Source organism: Pseudomonas sp. ANT_H4, assembly GCF_008369295.1.
Lineage (GTDB): Bacteria > Pseudomonadota > Gammaproteobacteria > Pseudomonadales > Pseudomonadaceae > Aquipseudomonas.
The window spans coordinates 39,919-58,502 of the sequence record NZ_VOBG01000024.1 but is presented as its reverse complement, the minus strand read 5'-3'; the positions used below and the strand labels follow the sequence as shown (position 1 = coordinate 58,502).

Annotated in this window: 8 protein-coding genes; 6 read left to right on the top strand and 2 right to left on the bottom strand. The window is 54.7% G+C overall.

Annotated features, from left to right (window positions below):
* Positions 1-8: 8 nt before the first annotated feature.
* Both FQ182_RS23725 and FQ182_RS23720 read left to right on the top strand, forming a co-directional pair.
* Complete coding sequence (locus FQ182_RS23725; RefSeq protein WP_149414080.1) at positions 9-1,487, top strand: YfjI family protein; 1,479 nt, start codon at positions 9-11, stop codon at positions 1,485-1,487.
* Positions 1,488-1,824: 337 nt separating this feature from the next.
* On the top strand, positions 1,825-2,883 hold the full coding sequence (locus FQ182_RS23720; protein ID WP_149414081.1) for an inovirus-type Gp2 protein: 1,059 nt from the start codon (positions 1,825-1,827) through the stop codon (positions 2,881-2,883).
* Positions 2,884-2,954: 71 nt separating this feature from the next.
* Here the strand turns inward: FQ182_RS23720 and FQ182_RS23715 are convergent, their stop codons facing one another.
* Together FQ182_RS23715 and FQ182_RS23710 are read right to left on the bottom strand one after the other, a co-directional pair.
* Positions 2,955-4,001, bottom strand: coding sequence for a hypothetical protein (locus FQ182_RS23715; RefSeq protein WP_149414082.1), 1,047 nt, complete (start codon positions 3,999-4,001; stop codon positions 2,955-2,957).
* Between the two features lie 122 nt (positions 4,002-4,123).
* Positions 4,124-4,558, bottom strand: coding sequence for a hypothetical protein (locus tag FQ182_RS23710; protein WP_149414083.1), 435 nt, complete (start codon positions 4,556-4,558; stop codon positions 4,124-4,126).
* 483 nt (positions 4,559-5,041) lie between these two features.
* On the opposite strand from FQ182_RS23710, the gene recC reads away from it, so the two are divergent.
* The 4 genes from recC to FQ182_RS23690 are packed head-to-tail and all read left to right on the top strand — an operon-like array spanning position 5,042 to position 18,580.
* The gene (recC, locus tag FQ182_RS23705; protein ID WP_149414084.1) at positions 5,042-8,530 is read left to right on the top strand and encodes an exodeoxyribonuclease V subunit gamma; all 3,489 of its coding nucleotides are present in this window, start codon (positions 5,042-5,044) and stop codon (positions 8,528-8,530) included.
* Complete coding sequence (recB, locus tag FQ182_RS23700) at positions 8,527-12,222, top strand: exodeoxyribonuclease V subunit beta (protein WP_149414085.1); 3,696 nt, start codon at positions 8,527-8,529, stop codon at positions 12,220-12,222. The genes recC and recB overlap by 4 nt, the downstream gene beginning before the upstream one ends.
* Positions 12,219-14,333 (top strand): exodeoxyribonuclease V subunit alpha, encoded by a 2,115-nt coding sequence (gene recD, locus FQ182_RS23695; RefSeq protein ID WP_149414086.1) that lies wholly within the window; start codon positions 12,219-12,221, stop codon positions 14,331-14,333. Before recB ends, recD begins: the two co-directional genes overlap by 4 nt.
* Positions 14,333-18,580 carry a sacsin N-terminal ATP-binding-like domain-containing protein gene (locus FQ182_RS23690; RefSeq protein WP_149414087.1) on the top strand — a complete coding sequence of 1,416 codons (4,248 nt, stop codon included), beginning with the start codon at positions 14,333-14,335 and terminating at the stop codon, positions 18,578-18,580. Before recD ends, FQ182_RS23690 begins: the two co-directional genes overlap by 1 nt.
* Positions 18,581-18,584: the final 4 nt, after the last annotated feature.

Below are 18,584 nucleotides of genomic sequence, written 5' to 3'. Positions count from 1 at the left end.
GCGCCATAATGAACTTTGATATAAACTTTAACCATCAGTCGGCTGTGGATGTATTATCTCAGTCGTTTCATATGCCACTGCCTCTACTGCAATCGGCAGTCGATGAGGCTCAAAACAATATAATGGCTCCTCGTGCGCTCATTTTCATGAGTGCGCTGACAGCGATTGCTGTTGTGGTACAGGGACTGATTGATGTCCGTAAACCCAATGGTCAAGTAGTGCCCACCTCATTGATGTTACTGGCTATAGCCAACTCGGGGGAGCGCAAATCCACGGTGGAAAATGTTTTTCTAGGTCCGGTGCGCGACTTCCAACAACAGCAAAGCCTCATTTACCAAAGCCAAGTGCAGCAGTGGCAAGTTCAGCACGATATCTGGTCGACTCGACGTAAGGCAATTCTGAAAGGCATCAACAAAAAGGCTGGACAAGGACAGCCGACCCAAGACGATGAGCAGCAGTTATTGGTGCACCAAGCAAATCAACCCGTTGAGCCTAAGGCATTTAAACTCCTTTATGAAGACTCCACTTCTGAAGCCCTGTTTCTGGGGCTACACGAAAATCTGCCAACGGCTGGGTTGACATCCAGCGAAGGCGGTGGGGTTCTGGGTGGACGGGCATTTAACGATCTATCAAAGATGAACTCCATCTGGAGTGGTGACTCCATTACTGTTGACCGTAAGACTGCCAAGAGCTTTGTACTGAACGGGGCACGCCTGACGGTCTCGATCATGGCGCAAGAGAGTGCTGTCAGCGATTACATTAAGCGTCGCGGCGAAGCATCCCGTGGCGTTGGGTTGTGGGCCCGCTTCTTGGTCTGTCATCCGCAGTCGACACAGGGCTACCGCGTGCGCCTCAATGGAACGCAGTCATGGGAGCATCGTGGCTATTTCGTCGAGCGTATGACCGAACTGCTTCAGCAGAATGTAGTTTTACTGCAAGAGCCCGCACGAGAAAAGCAGGTAATAAAGTTCACCTCAGAAGCCGCTGACCGCTGGCATAAACTTTTTAATGACATTGAGCAGGCAATTCGTCCAGGTGGCCAATTTGAAGGTGCGGGTGATCACGCGTCAAAGCTGGCCGACAACATCGCCAGAGTAGCCGCCTTGCTTCATTGCTTCGAGAAACTCGACGGAGATATCGCATTAAACACGCTGGATACCGCTATTGATTTTTGTCGTTCGAGTTCGAATGATTTTCTCAAACTTTTCATGCCTCCTCCGCAAGAGTGCTTGGATGCAGATGAGTTGGATAACTGGTTGGACCGTGTCCGGAACACCGGTGAACGTTTAGTCCGTAAAAACTATATTCGTCAGCACTGTCCGAATAAACTGCGTGAGAAGAATCGCTTAGATCGTGCTTTGGAGGTTCTTTGCAGAAATGGGCGCATTTCATTCTGTGACGTCGGGCGTTCTGCATGTGTGGATGTGATGCCATGGTTTCTGCACCACCAGCCACTACCAAATATGCCGCAATATAATAAGATTTAGTCTTGAATGTTCGTTGATGTTTTTGACTACTAACTTATTTTAAATGTAACGGTGTGTTTTGCGGAATTTTGTGGTCAATCCTGGCGTTATAGATTGTTTTTCAAATTGGTTAGTTATGTAGTCTTATTTAATTATAAAGAGAGATAGATTGTAAGGGCTGTTATTGAGTGAAAGGTTGGTGGGCTACAATACAGGATTATAGGTAGGGTTGCGAAAGTGGATATGGTTGTCTTGATAGTACTTAACTATCACTGTGTTTTCGGTAAATCTGTTGGAGGCACTGGGTTGCAATAGGTGTGACTTTATCTTGCTGTTGGTAGTAGCTGAGGTTAGGGTGATGTATTCGGATGACTTAGATGATTACTCTCCAGACTCATCTGGAGAGATTGTATACGAGGTGTTGACAGAGGAGCAAACCTTACTCGAAAAGCTAAAGCAGATTGAGCCAGTTGTAGTACAAGTGCTGAGTAGTAGAGAACAACTATTCTCTTCTGTTGTGCATAAGCGCAGTGGTCTTGCGTTCCAGGCAACACCTTTGGGTAAGCAGTTGTTGATGGCTTTAAAAAATGGGTCAGGGGAGTTTCATTGTTATTTTCCTCTGTGTGACCTGAATCCTTATGTGGCAATACTATTTGAGTGTGCTGAAAAATTCGATAGTCTGTTACTACTTTCATCTACCGCTAAGATTTCACCTTCGGAGGTTCCGAAGGAGGTGTCAGTTATGAACTGCTTGGTCGAAGACCTTAGGAAGGAGGCTGCCGGTAGTGAGTTTAAAAAAATAGTAAAGAAATTTGTTAACGCTGAAAATAAACGAGCTAGGAGTATTGAACAGTATATTGACGCTTTGTTTGCAAAGCATTCTAGGATGGTGGTTATCCGCTTGGATCTGTGGTACGAGACTGGGTTTTTTAGAGAGCGTAAAGATTTGAAGAAGTATCTGACTCAGGTAAGGGAGGACTGGGCCAAGCTACAGGGGGACTTGCACAAAGGTAGTCCGATAAAGGGAATGCTGGGGTTTGCTTGTAAGCTGGAGTACGGGCACCTCAAGGGGTTTCACTTCCATCTGTTAGTTTTTTATAACGGAGCAGATTATCGCGAGGACATCATTTTAGCCAAGTTGATTGGAGAACATTGGCGGCAGGAAATAACGAAAGGGAAAGGGCGATATTTCAATTGCAATAATAAGAAAGGGTCGTACCGGTTTCTAGGGATAGGGGTGATGAACTGGTTTGATAAAAATCTTGTTTCAAATTTGAAAGCTGTGGTTGTAATGTATCTGGTGAAGACTGATTATTGGTTGAGGTTTTCGTCAGGTTGTGGCAGGTCTTTCTTTAGAGGGAATATGCCAAAAGCTAAGGGCGTGAAGCGAGGGAGGCCAAGAAGTGTAGTCGTGTAGGGACAAGACTTAACTAGGTTGGACGTCCATTATCCTCAAGATATTTTCTACATGGCCCCGGTCTGGGGCTCTCATTTCTCTTTGTCGGGCCGAATTATTGTTGCTGCGGCATTAGCGAGCTTGACTGAAAATTTCCAATCATCCTTAAGTTCGTCCTTGATGGTATTTCTCTTTGGATATTTCTTATGTGCGCTTGATTGCTTTATTTGCCAGCACGTTTCGGCTTTTTCATTGATGAGTATTAGGGCTGTGGACGCATAGCGGTTGTATTTGAGCTTCACGAGCTCGCTGACTGTATCTCGATGTGGTGAGTGCTTGTAGAGGCTGTCAGGCAATATGACGTTCACGGCTTGATCTAATAAATCATCGCCTCCTTTCGGCCATTTATGAACAAACCATTTTCTGATTTCATCACGTAGTTTTGATTTCTCAACGTTGCTCAATTCACCTGATATGAAATGAGTGGACGCTTTGTTCAGTTGCGCCAACATTGTTGATATCCAGTCCTCTGTCTCGAGCTTTTCGAAAGAAGGTGGTTTGTTGTTCAATTCTTTCAAAATTGCTTGGAAATTTTCGGTGCTGATAAATATGTCGTCAAACCTAATGATGATTGATTTTTCCGGTGCGGGCGATGCTTGGTTGCTAGCGTTAGTTACGTTCTGTGGAATGCGTGTGAAAAAAGAACCAAGAAGGTAGGGAGTGACCTCTTTGGCCATCAAATACTGCTGTGCATAACTAATTGAGCTTAAGTGGATAACGCCCGCGTTCTTATTGAACCTAGCGACACCTAAAAATTCCTTTTTTCGAAGTGCTCCTGTTTGAAGGATTGAGTCGCAATCAGATGCTGTAAGGCACAGCAACTCTATCTCTGGGCTGATTATTACAGACTCGTCATTAGCTCGGGGGAAGCTGCATTTCGTTGGTCCGAGGAAATCGGCCGCTAGGCGCCTTGGTTTAGGCCAAGTCAGATGGACTTCTGTGTTGTCGGGGATCTCTATTAAGAAGATGCATTTCAGCTTCGAGGCAAGATCAACCAAGGTCTGTGGGGCAATGCCAAGTTCATCGACGACCTGTGCGGCAGAGTGAATTTTTCGGTTGTTATCGTTAATGGTTTTCATGCGAAAGGTCGGCTCGTTCTGTTCTATTACTTTCCGTAATTGGATGCTGCGAGGCATTTTTCTGCAGCTCACCACGGCCAATAGAGAAGTGATCTAGCCCAGCTCACGGGCGGTTCATTGGCTTATCCCCCGGTCTGGACGGCAAGCTCGCGCCACTCGTAGCCATTGTACTTTTCCCACACACACCCATTCTCGAAGTGCAGATACACCCTCCATTCCTCTGCATCAACCAGGATCTCGCCCCCAATACGCGCGTGACTACCGATCCGTGCACGCAGATGCGATTCAAGTTGCGAGAAAAAACCATCAGGTAGTTTCGAACTACCAGCCAGGTAGCATGAATTCCCGTTATTGTACAACGCGCAAGGTTGAACGCTCGACCAAAGCGTAGCGGTATCCTGCTGCGGATGGGCCGCGCTCCAATTATGTGCAAACTCATGGATAAGGCCGTGCCAATTCCCATCGGCATATTCCCCCTCGATCCCCCACATATCGATGGCTAAAAACAGGGATGGTTTTTTTGACCGTTTTGCAGTTGGGTAGAAAGAATTGTCCATATGTCTGTATCTCCTTAATGAGCCAAAGGGCCTGCAGCCCTCTCGATAGGTCTAGATGATGGCATTTGGCTTCTGCCTCGTAAACTGTCAACAAAGCGCACGTAACGGTTGCCATTTTCCGTGTCTGGCGCACCTTTTTCAGGTTTTATCATCTTTACCTGCTCCAAAACTTGACCTGTACATCCGCCCACTATTCCCATGTCGTATTTAGCGACATATCGTCTGCCAATACGCACATATGGCCTTTCCTGTAGGACGCCCTGTATCAAGATTTTGATTCAGACAGGCCATTGCCGTTGGTCATCGCTACGCGTCGTTTCGGCGCATCAACCAGCGTGCGCCCAACAGCGGGATTTGGGCAAGTTCAGGTTCTGAAGTCACAGATCACGACGCTGTTATCCCTGAAGTATTCGACTTACAGTACTGGCATTTTGGCATTCAGCGCCTTTGGCGCGGCATTTCTAAATTTGAAGGAGTGATTTCATGCAGGACGCTGACGTGTTGAAACCCGGCTTCATGATTATCCACAGTAACCGACTTGATGATTTGCGTGCCCTAGCCGTGAGCTGGATGCAACGTTATCCACTGGCTCCCCTGGAAAACGAGGTGGTGCTGGTACATAGCAACGGCATCGCGCAATGGCTCAAGCTGGCCTTAGCCGAAGACACTCAAGCGGGCGGTTGCGGAATTGCCGCTGCGCTGGATGTGCAGTTGCCGGCAAGCTTTTTGTGGCAAGCCTATCGTTCAGTGCTGGGCGCTGATTCCACACCCGAGAACTCTCCGCTCGACAAGACACCGCTGAATTGGCGTCTGATGCGGTTGCTGCCTGATCTGCTAGCCAAGCCAAACTTCCAAAGCCTGCAGCGTTTCCTGGAGCAGGACGATGACCTGCGCAAGCGTCATCAACTGGCGGAGCGTCTGGCCGATCTGTTCGATCAATACCAGGTCTACCGCGCCGACTGGTTGGAGGACTGGGCGGCCGGTCGTGATCAGCTCCGGCAGATCAATGGTGCGCCACGCCCTCTGAATACCGACAACCTCTGGCAGGCCGAACTATGGCGGGAGTTACTGGCTGACGTGGGCGAGGGGGCTCTCGAACAAAGCCGCGCGGGAGTGCACAAACGCTTTATTTCCCGTTCGCAGGTCGTTGGGCAAGCCCCTGTGGGATTACCGCGTAGGGTAGTGATATTCGGTATTTCGTCGATGCCCGCACAAGTCCTTGAAGCCTTGGCCATGCTCTCGCGCTTCAGCCAGGTCTTGCTCTGCGTCCACAACCCTTGTCGTCATCACTGGATCGATATCGTCGCGGACAAGGACTTGTTAGTTCACCAGTACAAGCGTCAGCAGCACAAGGTCTCCGGCTCTGTCTCGGGTACCGATCCGCTTCATCAGCAGAGTCAGCCTTTATTGGCGGCCTGGGGCAAGCAGGGGCGTGACTACATTAACCTGCTCGACAGCTACGATGACCCCTCCAGCTACAGGCACCTGTTTGACGATGTTAACGGTGGGCGAATCGATCTGTTCAGTGAAGAGGAAGCGCCCACTCTGCTGGCGCAGCTGCAAGACGATATTCTCGAGCTTCGTTCCCTCGGTGAATCCCGGGAGAATTGGGCACAGGTGCTGCCCGAAACCGATCGCTCCATCCGGTTCCATGTCGCCCACAGCGCTCAGCGTGAAGTGGAAATTCTCCATGATCAGCTCCTCGCGCGCTTCAGTGCCAACCCAGAGCTCAGCCCGCGTGACGTGATTATCATGGTGCCGGACATCAATGCCTATGCACCGCATATCGAAGCGGTCTTTGGCCAGATGCCGTACCAGGATCCACGCTATATTCCGTTCACGTTAGCCGACCAGGGGCAGCGCGGTCGCGAGCCATTGCTGATCGCCTTGGAGCATCTGCTCAAGCTGCCGCAAAGCCGTTTTGCCGTCAGCGATATTCTCGATTTGCTGGATGTCCCGGCGCTTCGGGCTCGTTTCGGGGTGGCCGAGGCTGATCTGCCGATTCTGCATCGCTGGATTGAAGGCTCCGGCATCCGCTGGGGATTGGACGGCGCTCAGCGCGAAAGTCTGGACATGCCCGCTGGGCTTGAACAGAACACCTGGCGTTTCGGCCTGCGGCGCATGCTGCTGGGCTATGCGGCTGGCAAAGGTCCTGCTCTCGATGGGATCGAACCCTATGACGAGGTCTCCGGTCTGGAGGCAGCACTGGCAGGGCCGCTGCTGACACTGCTCGATCATCTGGAAATTGCCCGGATCGACCTGCAACAGCCCGCCCCGCCCAAGCTCTGGGTCGAGCGGCTGCAATCGCTACTCAAGGTTTTCTTTCTGCCTGTGGATGAGGCGGACGAATTGCTCGTCAATCAGTTGTTGAGGTTGCTCGAGGACTGGTTGAAAACCTGTGATCAGGCTCAGTTCGATGAGCCAGTGCCGCTGAGTGTCGTCCACGAAACCTGGTTGGTGGGCATGGATCAAGGCGGCCTGTCCCAGCGCTTTCTGGCAGGTGCCGTGAATTTTTGCACGTTGATGCCTATGCGGGCGATCCCCTTCAAGGTGGTCTGCCTGTTGGGTATGAACGACGGTGATTACCCCCGCCAACAGTCGCATGTCGACTTCGACTTGATGCGTCACGATTATCGTCCCGGCGACCGCTCACGACGGGAGGATGATCGCTACCTGTTGCTAGAGGCTGTGTTGTCGGCCAGAGAGCAGCTGTACGTCAGCTGGGTGGGGCGCAATATTCGCGATAACAGCGAGCGGGTGCCATCGGTGCTGATCGGGCAGTTGCGTGATCATCTGTCTGCTGGCTGGAGGTTGAACGGCAACCCGGATGATTCGCGAGCGTTGAACAAAGCCTTAACGCTGGACCACCCGCTGCAGCCGTTCAGCCCTTCTTACTTCGCCCACTTACCTGGCCCTGACGGCCTATTTACCTATTCTCACGAGTGGCGCGAGGTTCATGCCGTCGCTGATGACGCTCAGGCGACGATCGAGCTTACGCCGTTGCAGCAGGACATTGCGCTGAGCCTGCGACAGTTGTCAGGTTTCCTGCGTGATCCGGTAGCGGCCTTCTTCCAGCAGCGCCTTAAAGTGCACTTCGATAGTGATGAACTGACGAGCCGTGACGAAGAACCGTTCGAGCTCGATGCGCTGGAAAACTGGCAGCATCAGGATGCATTGAGCCAGGCGCTTAAGCGTTGGGTGGAAGAAAAGTACCAGCCTGAGCAGACGATCACTGAACTGGATCATCACGTTCAACGCCTGCAGCGGGAGGGTAAGTTACCTCTGGCAGGATTCGGATCGCTGAGCGCGGCCAAACTGTCCGACCCGCTTCCAGACCTGCTCGCTCGTTACCACGCTAGGCTCCAGGAGTGGAGTCAGTTAGAGCCTGGGCAAGTCGAGATGAAGTGCGAGCCGACGGACACGTCTCCGGGGTTTACCGACTGGCTGGGTGGCATGCGCCGAAACGCTCAAGGACAGCTGGCGTATGTGCAACTGGATAGCAAAAAGCTGTGCACTGATGACAGTTATCGATGGCACAACCTTGTTCGACCGTGGGTACGGCACTTGGCTTTGCAGCTGGGCGCTGAGCCTTGCACCACGATTCTGGTCAGTCTCAACGGTGATGTTGTTTTTCCCGCGCTGGAAAAGTCCACAGCTCAAGAGCATTTGCAGACCTTACTGCAGCTGTGGGGCGAAGGTATGTGCCAACCCTTGCCGGTAGGTTGCAAGACCGCTTTCGCCTGGTTAACCAAAGCGAACGGTGACGAGGCTAAAGCCTTGGAAGAGGCTCGCGGAGCCTTCGAGGGCGGCTATATGAGCACTGGTGAGGTGGAGAGTTCCGCGGCCTTGCGTCGTGCTTATTCGGACTTCGATGCACTGTCCGCCGACGGGCGATTCACTGTTTTTGCCGAGCGGCTCTATGGCCCGCTGTTCAGACACCTTCCATCTTCTAACGCAGGGAGCGACCAATGACCCCGTTAAACCTTGAAGCCCTGACCTTCCCTCTGCATGGTAGCCGACTGATTGAAGCCAGTGCCGGTACCGGCAAGACGTTCACCATCGCTTTGTTATATGTGCGCCTGGTGCTGGGGCACGGTGGCGAGAGCGCATTCCAGCGCCCGCTCAATCCGCCGGAAATTCTGGTGGTGACCTTCACTGATGCCGCTACGCAAGAGCTGCGCGATCGTATTCGGTTGCGCCTCAGCGAGGCGGCGCACTGCTTCGGCGAACCGCTGAAAAAGCACGATTCATTGCTTGAACTATTGCGGGCTGACTATCCGGCGGATCAATGGCCGGAGTGCGCTCGTCGCTTGCAACTCGCCGGTGAGTGGATGGACGAAGCTGCTGTTTCGACCATCCATGGCTGGTGTTATCGGATGTTGCGTGAGCATGCGTTCGACAGCGGAAGCCTATTCACCCAGACCCTGGAAACCAATCAGAGCGAATTGTTGGCCGAGGTAGTGAGGGACTATTGGCGGCGACATTTCTACGGCTTATCGATCAGCGAGGCGAAGGTCATCGCGGAGTATTTCAAAGGGCCGAAGACGCTGGGTGAGGCGCTGTCATCCTTGCTGGCGCGGCGCGATGCGAACTTTATGCATGGTGGTAAAGATCTACCAGCTCCGGGAGCCTTGGGAGTTCTTCTCAAGGCCCCTGCCGACTGGAATGCTAGCGCTAGTACCCTGGAGCATGCGGCTCGCAGTGCCTGGCGCAAGGATCGGCAGGCGATCGAAACGCTGTTGCAGGGTATGCGAGGTAAGTTCAATGGGAACAGTTACCGTAAGGTCAAAGAAGATCCAGTGTTCAATGGCTGGCTGGCGGCTCTCGAGCACTGGAGCTTGGGGCAGGAGGCACCGAAAAATCTGAGCAAGTTCGGCCAGACCCGCTTCGTGCTGACAGGCGGAGCACAACCTTCTCAGCATGAAGCGTTTCAGGCAATCGACGCTCTGATCGACCACCAGGCGGCCAAGCAGAACATCCGTGCCCAATTGCTGCTGCACGCGTTGGCTGAAATCAGCGAGCGCTTCGATACCGAAAAACTACGCCGTGCCGAAATAGGATTCGATGACCTTCTCAACAGGCTTGACGCGGCTCTTCAGGGCCCTTCGGGTGAGCGTCTAGCGACGATCATTCGCGAGCAGTACCCGATTGCACTGATCGACGAATTCCAAGATACCGACCCAGTTCAGTACCGGATTTTTGAGACCGTCTACCGCATCTCTGAAAGTGCTGAAGACAGTGGATTGTTCATGATCGGTGATCCGAAACAGGCGATTTATGCGTTTCGTGGTGCGGACATCTACACCTATCTGCGCGCTCGCGAAGCGACCTCCGGACGTCATTACACTCTGGGTACCAACTACCGTTCCACCGAGGCGATGGTTACGGCAACCAACCGTTGCTTCGAGTTTGCTGAGGGGCATGAGCGCGCAGCTTTCCGCTTCGCAAAAAAGGGCCTATCGAATCCTGTGCCGTTTCATCGCGTAGATGCCAAAGGTCGAGAAGACTATCTGGAAGTCGGCGAACAACGGCAAACGGCATTGACGCTGTGGAGCCTGGCGGGTGAGGGCGATATGGTCAATGCCGACACCTATCGCCGCGGGATGGCCGACGCCGCTGCCTCGGCAATTCAAGCCTGGCTTGAGCCGAGCGGTCCGCAGCAGGCAGGATTGCGTCAGTCCGATGGTCGTTTCACGTCATTGCGCCCTGCCGATATTGCCATCCTGGTGCGCAACCGAACCGAAGCCGAAGTCATCCGCAAGTCGCTGGCCCAGCGTAATTTGGCCAGCGTATATCTATCTGATCGCGACTCGGTGTTCGACAGCGAGGAAGCGCGCGACCTGCTCTACGTTTTACGTGCTTGCGCGGAACCTTCGGTTGATCGCTTGCTGCGTGCCGCGTTGGCGACGCGCAGCATAGGCCTGGATTGGCAAGCCCTGGAGCAGCTCAATCACAATGAGCTGCACTGGGAAGAGCAAGTACAGAGTTTTCGTGAGTATCGCCAGCTTTGGCAACAACAAGGTGTGCTGCCGATGCTTCGCAGGCTGTTGGCGGACTTCAAGGTTCCAGCACGTCTGCTGCGGGAAACCGGTGGTGAGCGCAGCCTGACTAACTTGCTGCACTTGGCTGAATGGCTACAACGCAGCGCCACTGAGTTGGACGGTGAGAACGCACTTATCCGTCATTTGGCCGAGCAACTGCAAGCGTCCAATGAAGAAGAGATCCTGCGCCTTGAAAGCGATGCTGATCTTATCAAGGTCGTCACTGTGCACAAGTCCAAAGGCCTGGAGTACCCACTGGTGTTGCTGCCCTTCATCTGCAGTGCGACGGAACTCAGTGGTCGCAGCAAGTCGCCGCCGATGTTTCACGCTGAGGATGACGGCGAGCTGTGCATCGACCTGGGTAAATCCGATGTGGCCGAGGAGGCCTATGAAAAGGCGAACGACGAGCGTCTGAGTGAAGAAATGCGCTTGCTTTACGTCGCATTGACTCGGGCCCGATATGCCACCTGGCTGGGGATCGCCCCTTTGGGGCGGTCAAATGGTAAGAAGACTGATCTCTCCAAGGGAGGGCTCGGCTATCTGCTGTCCGGTGGAGATGAAATCACCGCCGCGCAATTGGATTCACTGTTGCAAGCCCTCAAAGGCACTTGCGAACACATCGTCTGCGAAGGCTCACCCGAAGTGACTATGGCGTGCTACCAACCGCCGCAAAAACCAGATCTCGGCCCAGCGCTGCAGCCTCTCCACAAACCGGCCTCAAACTGGTGGATCGCTAGTTACTCGGCCTTGTCCATTGCGGATGGCAACCAGTTGATGGGCGCGGAATCGGGGCCGTGGCTAGAACCCGCCACAGCAATCGAAGCTAATCTCAAGGAAGAGGGGCAGGCCATCAACGATTCAATCGATGTCTTACCGGCGGGCCCTGGTATTCACGGCTTTCCTCGTGGCGCCGGCCCCGGCACATTCCTTCATGGGCTGTTTGAATGGGCCGGCAAGGAAGGCTTCGCCAAGGTCTTGAACAAACCCGAAACGATCCAAAGCACCGTCGCTCGCCGCTGCAATTTGCGCGACTGGGAAATCTGGATCGAGCCGCTTTCAGGGTGGCTTACTTCCTACTTGCAGACACCACTGCGCTTTGACGGCAATACCGTTAGCCTCGCGGAATTGAGCACCTATCAGGTGGAGATGGAGTTCTGGTTTTCCAGCCAGTTGGTCAATGTCCGGCAACTCGACAAGTTGGTGTGCGAGTACACATTAAATGGTCAGCCGCGACCTGTACTGGCGCCGGGGCAACTGAACGGTATGTTCAAAGGCTTTATCGACCTGACTTTCGAACATCAGGGTCGCTACTACGTAGCTGACTACAAATCCAACTGGTTGGGCCGCAGCGATGAAAACTACAACCCCGACTCAATGGTCGAGACCATGCTTGGCAAACGTTACGACTTGCAGTCATGTCTCTATCTGCTGGCGCTGCACCGCCAACTCAAACTACGTTTGCGTGGCTATGACTACGACCGACATATGGGCGGTGCGGTTTACCTGTTCGTCCGCGGGCATCAGTCCGAGACCCAGGGCGTGCACTTCGAACGGCCTCCGCGCGAACTGATCGAGCAGATGGACCAACTTTTCATGGGCCAGCACACGGAGGTGGCAGTATGAGCGTGACCCTCAAACAACTCAGCGACAGCCAGCGCGGTACTGACGCACCTGCCATTAGTGTGGTGCAGGCCAGTAGCAGTGATCTGCTGCGACAATTGGAATCATGGGTCGGCCGCGGCTGGCTGCGAGCCCTGGACCGCTCATTCGCGGCCTTCGTGCTGGAGCAGGATCCACAGGCTCAACCCAGTGTTTTGCTGGCCGCCGCCATGACCAGCCATCAGCTGGGACGGGGACACTCCTGCCTCGATTTGGTAGCCACACTGCAAGCGCCGGATTTCGTTCTGTCGCTGCCGCCGGAGGGTGAGGAGGGCGGCCAGTTACCCTCGCAGTGGCTGAGCGGCATTGATGCCACCCATTGGCGTGCGGCCTTGGCGGGTAGCGCGTTGGTGGAAGATCGCGACACTTCGTTGCGTTATCCCGAGCGTCCTCTGGTGCTGGCCGGTCAGCGTCTGTACCTGCGCCGCTATTGGAACTACGAACAACATATCGCCAAAGCCCTTTGCCTTCGTTTAACTCAGGCGCCAATCACTCCTGACAACTTGTCCAAACGGCTCGACGAGTTGTTTCCACAGCCCTTCGAGATCAACGGCAAGCGTTTTACTGACTGGCAAAAACTGGCCTGTGCTCTGGCCGCCCGCGGTAATTTCAGTGTGATCACTGGCGGTCCCGGTACCGGCAAGACCACTTCGGTGGTACGTCTTTTGGGGCTGCTACAAACCCCGGCTGTTCATGCAGGCAAGCCCTTGCGTATCCGACTGGCCGCGCCTACAGGCAAGGCTGCTGCGCGTTTGTCAGAGTCGATCGGCAAGGCCGTTATCGAGCTGCAGGTGACCGATGACGTGCGTCAGGCGATTCCCATCGAAGTGTCTACGTTGCATCGCCTGCTGGGCAGCCGGCCCGACTCGCGTAACTTCATTCATCACCAGGACAATCTCCTGGCGCTGGACGTGCTGGTGGTCGATGAAGCCTCGATGATCGATCTGGAAATGATGGCGTGCCTGCTCGACGCACTACCGCTGCAAGCGCGGCTCATTATGCTCGGTGACAAAGACCAACTGGCCTCAGTGGATGCTGGCGCTGTCCTCGGCGATCTTTGCAGAGATGCTGAAGCCGGTCGTTATACCTCTGAAACCAGCACCTGGCTCAGCACCAACACCGGCGAGACAGTTGATGCCCCAGGATTGAAAGCTGAGGAGGCACCAGGCGATCCGCTCGCTCAGCAAACCGTCATGCTGCGCTATTCGCGGCGCTTCGATGCCAACCAAGGTATCGGCCGCCTGGCGCGACTGGTCAACGAAAAGAATGCGGGCGAAGCCCGAAAGCTGCTAGAGCAACCGCCCGAGCAACTCTTCAACCTCAAACTGCGTGGCGAGCAGGACAGTTCGTTAACGCGACTGATCGTAGAAGGTCATCCTGGCGGGGATAAAGCGCCACCGGGCTATCGCCACTATCTAGAACAGCTTCGCAGCCAGCGGCCTGTACCCGGGACCGCTTGGGACAGTGACGTGTGGGAACTCTGGGCCGGCAAGATTCTGGTCGCGTTCGACGAATTCCGTCTGCTCTGCGCGTTACGCCGTGGCCCATGGGGCGTCGAAGGATTGAATCAGCGGGTTGCAGGCGAGCTCAAGCTTCAAGGCCTGATCACCAACGACCATGGTTGGTATGAAGGTCGACCGGTGCTGGTCACCCGCAACGACTACAGCCTGGGATTGATGAACGGCGACATTGGTATCGCGCTCAGCCTGCCAACACCAGACGCCAGTGACCCCGGCAGTACTCACCTGCGAGTCGCGTTCCCGCGCAATGATGGCACTGGCGGAGTGCGCTTCGTATTACCTAGCCGTCTGGTTGAAGTCGAGACGGTCTACGCCATGACGGTACACAAATCCCAGGGCTCGGAGTTCAACCACACCGCCTTGGTGTTGCCTGATGCGCTTAACCCTGTGCTGACGAAGGAGTTGCTATACACCGGTATCACTCGCGCTAAAAAATGGTTCAGCCTGGTCGAGGCCAGTGCAGGCGTATTTGAAGGGGCGGTTAGCAGGAACGTGCAGCGCCTGAGTGGGCTGGCGCTGCACTTGAAGGCTGAGTTGGCCAAAGGGATCCAGTGATGACGAGCACGTCGGGACTACCTCGTGATCCCGCTCAAGTGCAAGCAATGCTACAGGCGCACCTTGAAGAGCATCGGCAGCTCCCGGAGAGTTCTCGGCTCCGGGATCTGGGGTCGGAAAAAGCGGTCGTGCAGGACTATTCGGGTCGGGTCGTCTACGAGCTATTGCAGAACGCCCTTGATCGTGCGACCGGGAACATTCTGATTCGTTGGGATCAGGAGCAACGGGTACTGGAGGTTGCCAACGATGGCAGGGCGGTCACGACGCAAGGTCTGGAGGGGCGGCGTTCCGACTTTCAGGCATTGCTGAGTATGCACTCAAGCAGCAAGTCGGCCGCGCAAAGCATCGGGAATAAAGGCGTCGGTTTTCGCTCAGTGTTCGGGGCGGGATGCCAGGTTGAGGTGTGGAGCCGTGCTGAAAACGGCGGCTGGTGGGGTATGTATTTGCAACATCCCGCTCGGTTCGATGCTGCCGTGGATGGCTGGATTAACCAGGATGCGGCCAGTTTTTACGTGCCGTTGATGCTGTCCGCCGAGCCGCAGTTCCATTTGGAGCATGTCACGCTGATCCGGTTGCAGGGCATCAGCAAGCCTGAGGTCATTGCCAGCATCGAGGAGTCCATCGCGGAGTTGTGTCGTGGACCGCTCGCCTTTCTGCAGCAACGAGCAGTACCTGGCTTGCGGATTACCCTGAGTGTCGCGGGGCAGGACATCACCCACGTCATTGGGGATAAAGACTACCTGGCAATGGCTCAGCGGCAGATGGCGTTTCCCGACGAGGTGCGCGTGAGCACTGGGTTGGATCTGGACGTCGCAGACTTACGGGTGCTGGCGCCCAATGACCCTAACCACTCTAGATATTGGTCCTACCTGCCCACCGAGCAGCCTGCTGGTTTTGGTGTTCAGATTCATGGTGATTTTTACCTCAGCAATTCTCGCCGTCACCTGACGCTGCGAAAGCTGGATGGCTCGCTCCCAGCGACTGATCCGGCTGGGTGGAATGCCACGTTGGTTCGACTGGCCGCTGAGTGCATTGTCGAGCTCTGGCAAACGCCACAGGTCTGTCTGGCCGAAACATTCTGGGAGTATGCCAATCCGCATGCTTGTACTTGCCCCCACTTGAAACGTGAAGTGGCTTCGCTGTTCTGGAAAGGAAATGGCGAGGTGTTTGAAGCGATGGTTCGTTTGAGCTTCCCATCGCAGCGGACATGGCCCGTCGGGCGTTATCGGCAGCTGTTCGAAGCGCTCGAAGCCTGGGCTGATTACGCCTACCGAAACTTGGGTCGCGGTCAGCTTTCAAAGCATCGTTTGTACTTGATAGAACGGATTCAAGCCAGCGGCGCCGGGGTCATTCCGATTGTCAGCGAAGAGTTGGCGGCGACGGTATCCGTCTCCCGGGCGCAACCTTTGGTTCCTGGCGCACAAGGGCAGCGGCGCGGCCATGATGCCGATCGCATCTACTACCGTAGTTCTGGCCGTGAAACCCAAAACGAATTGGCGCCAGCGATTATGCGCCAACGTACGTTTGTCACGACGTTCACCCCTGGACTGGATATGTCTCTGGCGCAGCAGGGTCTGATTGAGTTTGAGAGACCGGAGATAATCGCGCACCTGCGTCCTGGTGAGAGCGAAGACGACCATGTCGCGCTAATTAGCGCCGCCGTAGGCTTGGCCAGCCATGAAGGCACAGGCGGTGTCGGCTCCCTGCTGCGCCGTGCGAAAGAGCGCGGTGTCGGCGCGGCCTGGCGCTTTGTGGGCAAGGAAACTTCGGTCAACCCAGGGGAGAGTCTGGCCGGCCTTATGGTAAAAGTTTTGGACGGAAGTTGGCACGCAGCGAAAACTTGTGCACGAACCAACGGCCCATGGCCGCAACTAGATGAACGCTGGCTAGCCGAGGTAGTGAGTGACATAGAGTCATTGCCCTCGGTCGATGATGTCTGTCTGCTGCTAGGGATCGGGCCTATTCCTTTATCTGACCCTCAAACGGTCGTGCTACCCGATGAGTTGTCAGTCGAGACGATGACGGATCTCATCGCTTGCTGGCCATTGTTTTCCGGCTTCCTGGTACATGAAGAAGGGCGCCATCTATTGGCGGCCCTTGAGCGATGCCGTTGGCTGCAGTGCAGTGACAGTATCTTGATCCACGATGGCGTGACAGGTCATGGTCCGTATGCGCCGTTGGATTTATGGCGCCAACTGGCCAGTCGCGGTTTCACGACCAGGCTTTTGCCGCGACTGGAGGCGGATCGAGCCTGTGACGCGACCTGGTACATGCAGTTGGGGATTGCCAATGCGCTGGAAGCCAATAGCGCTGAGCGTGTGCGCGCCGCTTTTGAACGTTTGGAGGGCATTGAACCGCACACCCTTGACTCGATGGCGAACCGCGACTTATGCGAGTTGTATCGGAACCTGGTTGATCTGTCCTTCAAGCACGAAAACCTGACGCCACCTTTACTCTATCGGGTCATTGGCGAAGCGGGGCGTCAACAGGGCCTAGCATGGGGTTCTGCGGCGGCCGGTATCTGGCACGACACCGGCGAAAACCCTACAGCGTTGTTGTCGTTCAACGACATCAAGTTATGGGTTGTCAGAAAATTGAGCAAACAGAAGGCCACCGACTATGGTTTGAAAAACTTCACTCCGGTTACCACAAAAGTCAGCAAGCAGGGCGATAGCAATGACTATCTGGCCTCGATGCTTCGCAGCAGGTTGCACCTAGCCATACCGGATCTAATGGCGGCTGCCAGCGCGGCGTATAACGATTTCGATGCCAGCAAGGCATTGGAGAACTTTGCCAGGCTGATTATCACGCACCACGACGACGTATGGATCGAGTGGTCCTTTGATGGGAAGATCGGGTGTCTGGGCAAAGATTCGGTCGGTGATGTCTTTGAATACGTCGCTCCGGAGGGGGCGCACGAACTCTGGTTCGATGGTTCCCATCTACCCCTCATCGAATGCGCACACCCCCTGAGTCAGTTGTTATCAGAAAAGCGGGCTTTCGGAGCACTGTTCAAGGATGGACTGCACGCCTGGAGCAGTGCTTCGGGTTCGGTTGACGAAGATGGGCGCGTGTCGGGAGCGGTCCAGCGCTTCCGGCGTGAATACGGTATTTCCGACCAGGAAGTTGCCGAACTTAAACTGCGACTCGACGCCTTGGTGCTGACCGCCGAGGAGCGGTTACGGTGGGTCGCTTCCGTTCGTGAAGTATTGGAACGCATAGGGACGCTGCAGCACGACCCATTTCCTGGCATGGTGGTCAAGCCTCAGACTTTTTTGAGTGCCAGAAGTATTTCGGAGGATGACGTAACGGCGGCATTGGGCGGGATAACTAAACTCTGTCCCATTGTGGATTTTGCTGGCGCCAATGCGATAAAGCTGGATATGGCCGATCGCTTGTCAGCACTGGCTGCCGCGGCTGAGAAGCACCGCGAGCAATGGACAGAGGGGTTGCTGGAGCGATTGAGCGAACAGATCAAAATTGCGCGTCCAGATGAGGTCGAACATCTGAAAATGATGGATTTCGATCCCCAGGTAATCTTGCATCGTCGGTTGGATATTGAGCCCCAGGACCAGGCGCCCTCAGAGGATGCTCTGGCATTTGCGAGCGGGAAGTTGGTCCTGAGTGCGCTGCCCAAAGCTCTTGATAAGTTGGGCTTGAAATCGTTCAGTGCAACGAGCGTCAGTATGATTGCCCGCGATGGACCTCAGGATGAGGATCATTTCATTCGTGATGCCCGGCGCAAAGCGACAGGTGGATTACGGGCCGAGGAGGCCGTTCTGGACCATTGCGTACCTGAAGCCATGCGCTGGCTCAAAGAGGACCCGGAAGGCTTTCACCAGGCATTGGCGGTGTCTCTGCTCTTTCTTGGGGATGAAGGTCAGCGGCGCGCGACACAGATAACCCGCGAAGAGCAAATGCGCAGCTTGCTTCACGTCGCCGATTACGTCGGTAACGCCGGATTCGATGTGCTGGTTCCACGTGACAGACGCTTTCTGCAGGTCGAGGTCAAACGAGTCGCTCAATTGAAGAGCGGCAGGTTCTTCGTGTCTGACAATGAAAGACGGCGCGCGTTGGAATATCGCCAGAGAGACCTCGGTTGGCGACTTTGGCTGGTCTCAAGTGATGGAAAATCAAGGGATGTCACCGAGGTGATGGATACCTTTGATAAGCACAGCGACGCGTTGCAAACACTAGCGAACGATGGATTACGTCCAGGTGAATGGATGTTTGTGCTCAAGGAATGATACT

Bases quoted from the DNA above. Each gene is read 5' to 3' on its own strand.
- recB (WP_149414085.1), top strand. From the start codon at position 8,527: ATGACCCCGTTAAACCTTGAAGCCCTGACCTTCCCTCTGCATGGTAGC.
- recC (WP_149414084.1), top strand. From the start codon at position 5,042: ATGCAGGACGCTGACGTGTTGAAACCCGGCTTCATGATTATCCACAGT.
- FQ182_RS23715 (WP_149414082.1), bottom strand. From the start codon at position 4,001: ATGAAAACCATTAACGATAACAACCGAAAAATTCACTCTGCCGCACAG.
- FQ182_RS23710 (WP_149414083.1), bottom strand. From the start codon at position 4,558: ATGGACAATTCTTTCTACCCAACTGCAAAACGGTCAAAAAAACCATCC.
- FQ182_RS23690 (WP_149414087.1), top strand. From the start codon at position 14,333: ATGACGAGCACGTCGGGACTACCTCGTGATCCCGCTCAAGTGCAAGCA.
- recD (WP_149414086.1), top strand. From the start codon at position 12,219: ATGAGCGTGACCCTCAAACAACTCAGCGACAGCCAGCGCGGTACTGAC.
- FQ182_RS23725 (WP_149414080.1), top strand. From the start codon at position 9: ATGAACTTTGATATAAACTTTAACCATCAGTCGGCTGTGGATGTATTA.
- FQ182_RS23720 (WP_149414081.1), top strand. From the start codon at position 1,825: ATGTATTCGGATGACTTAGATGATTACTCTCCAGACTCATCTGGAGAG.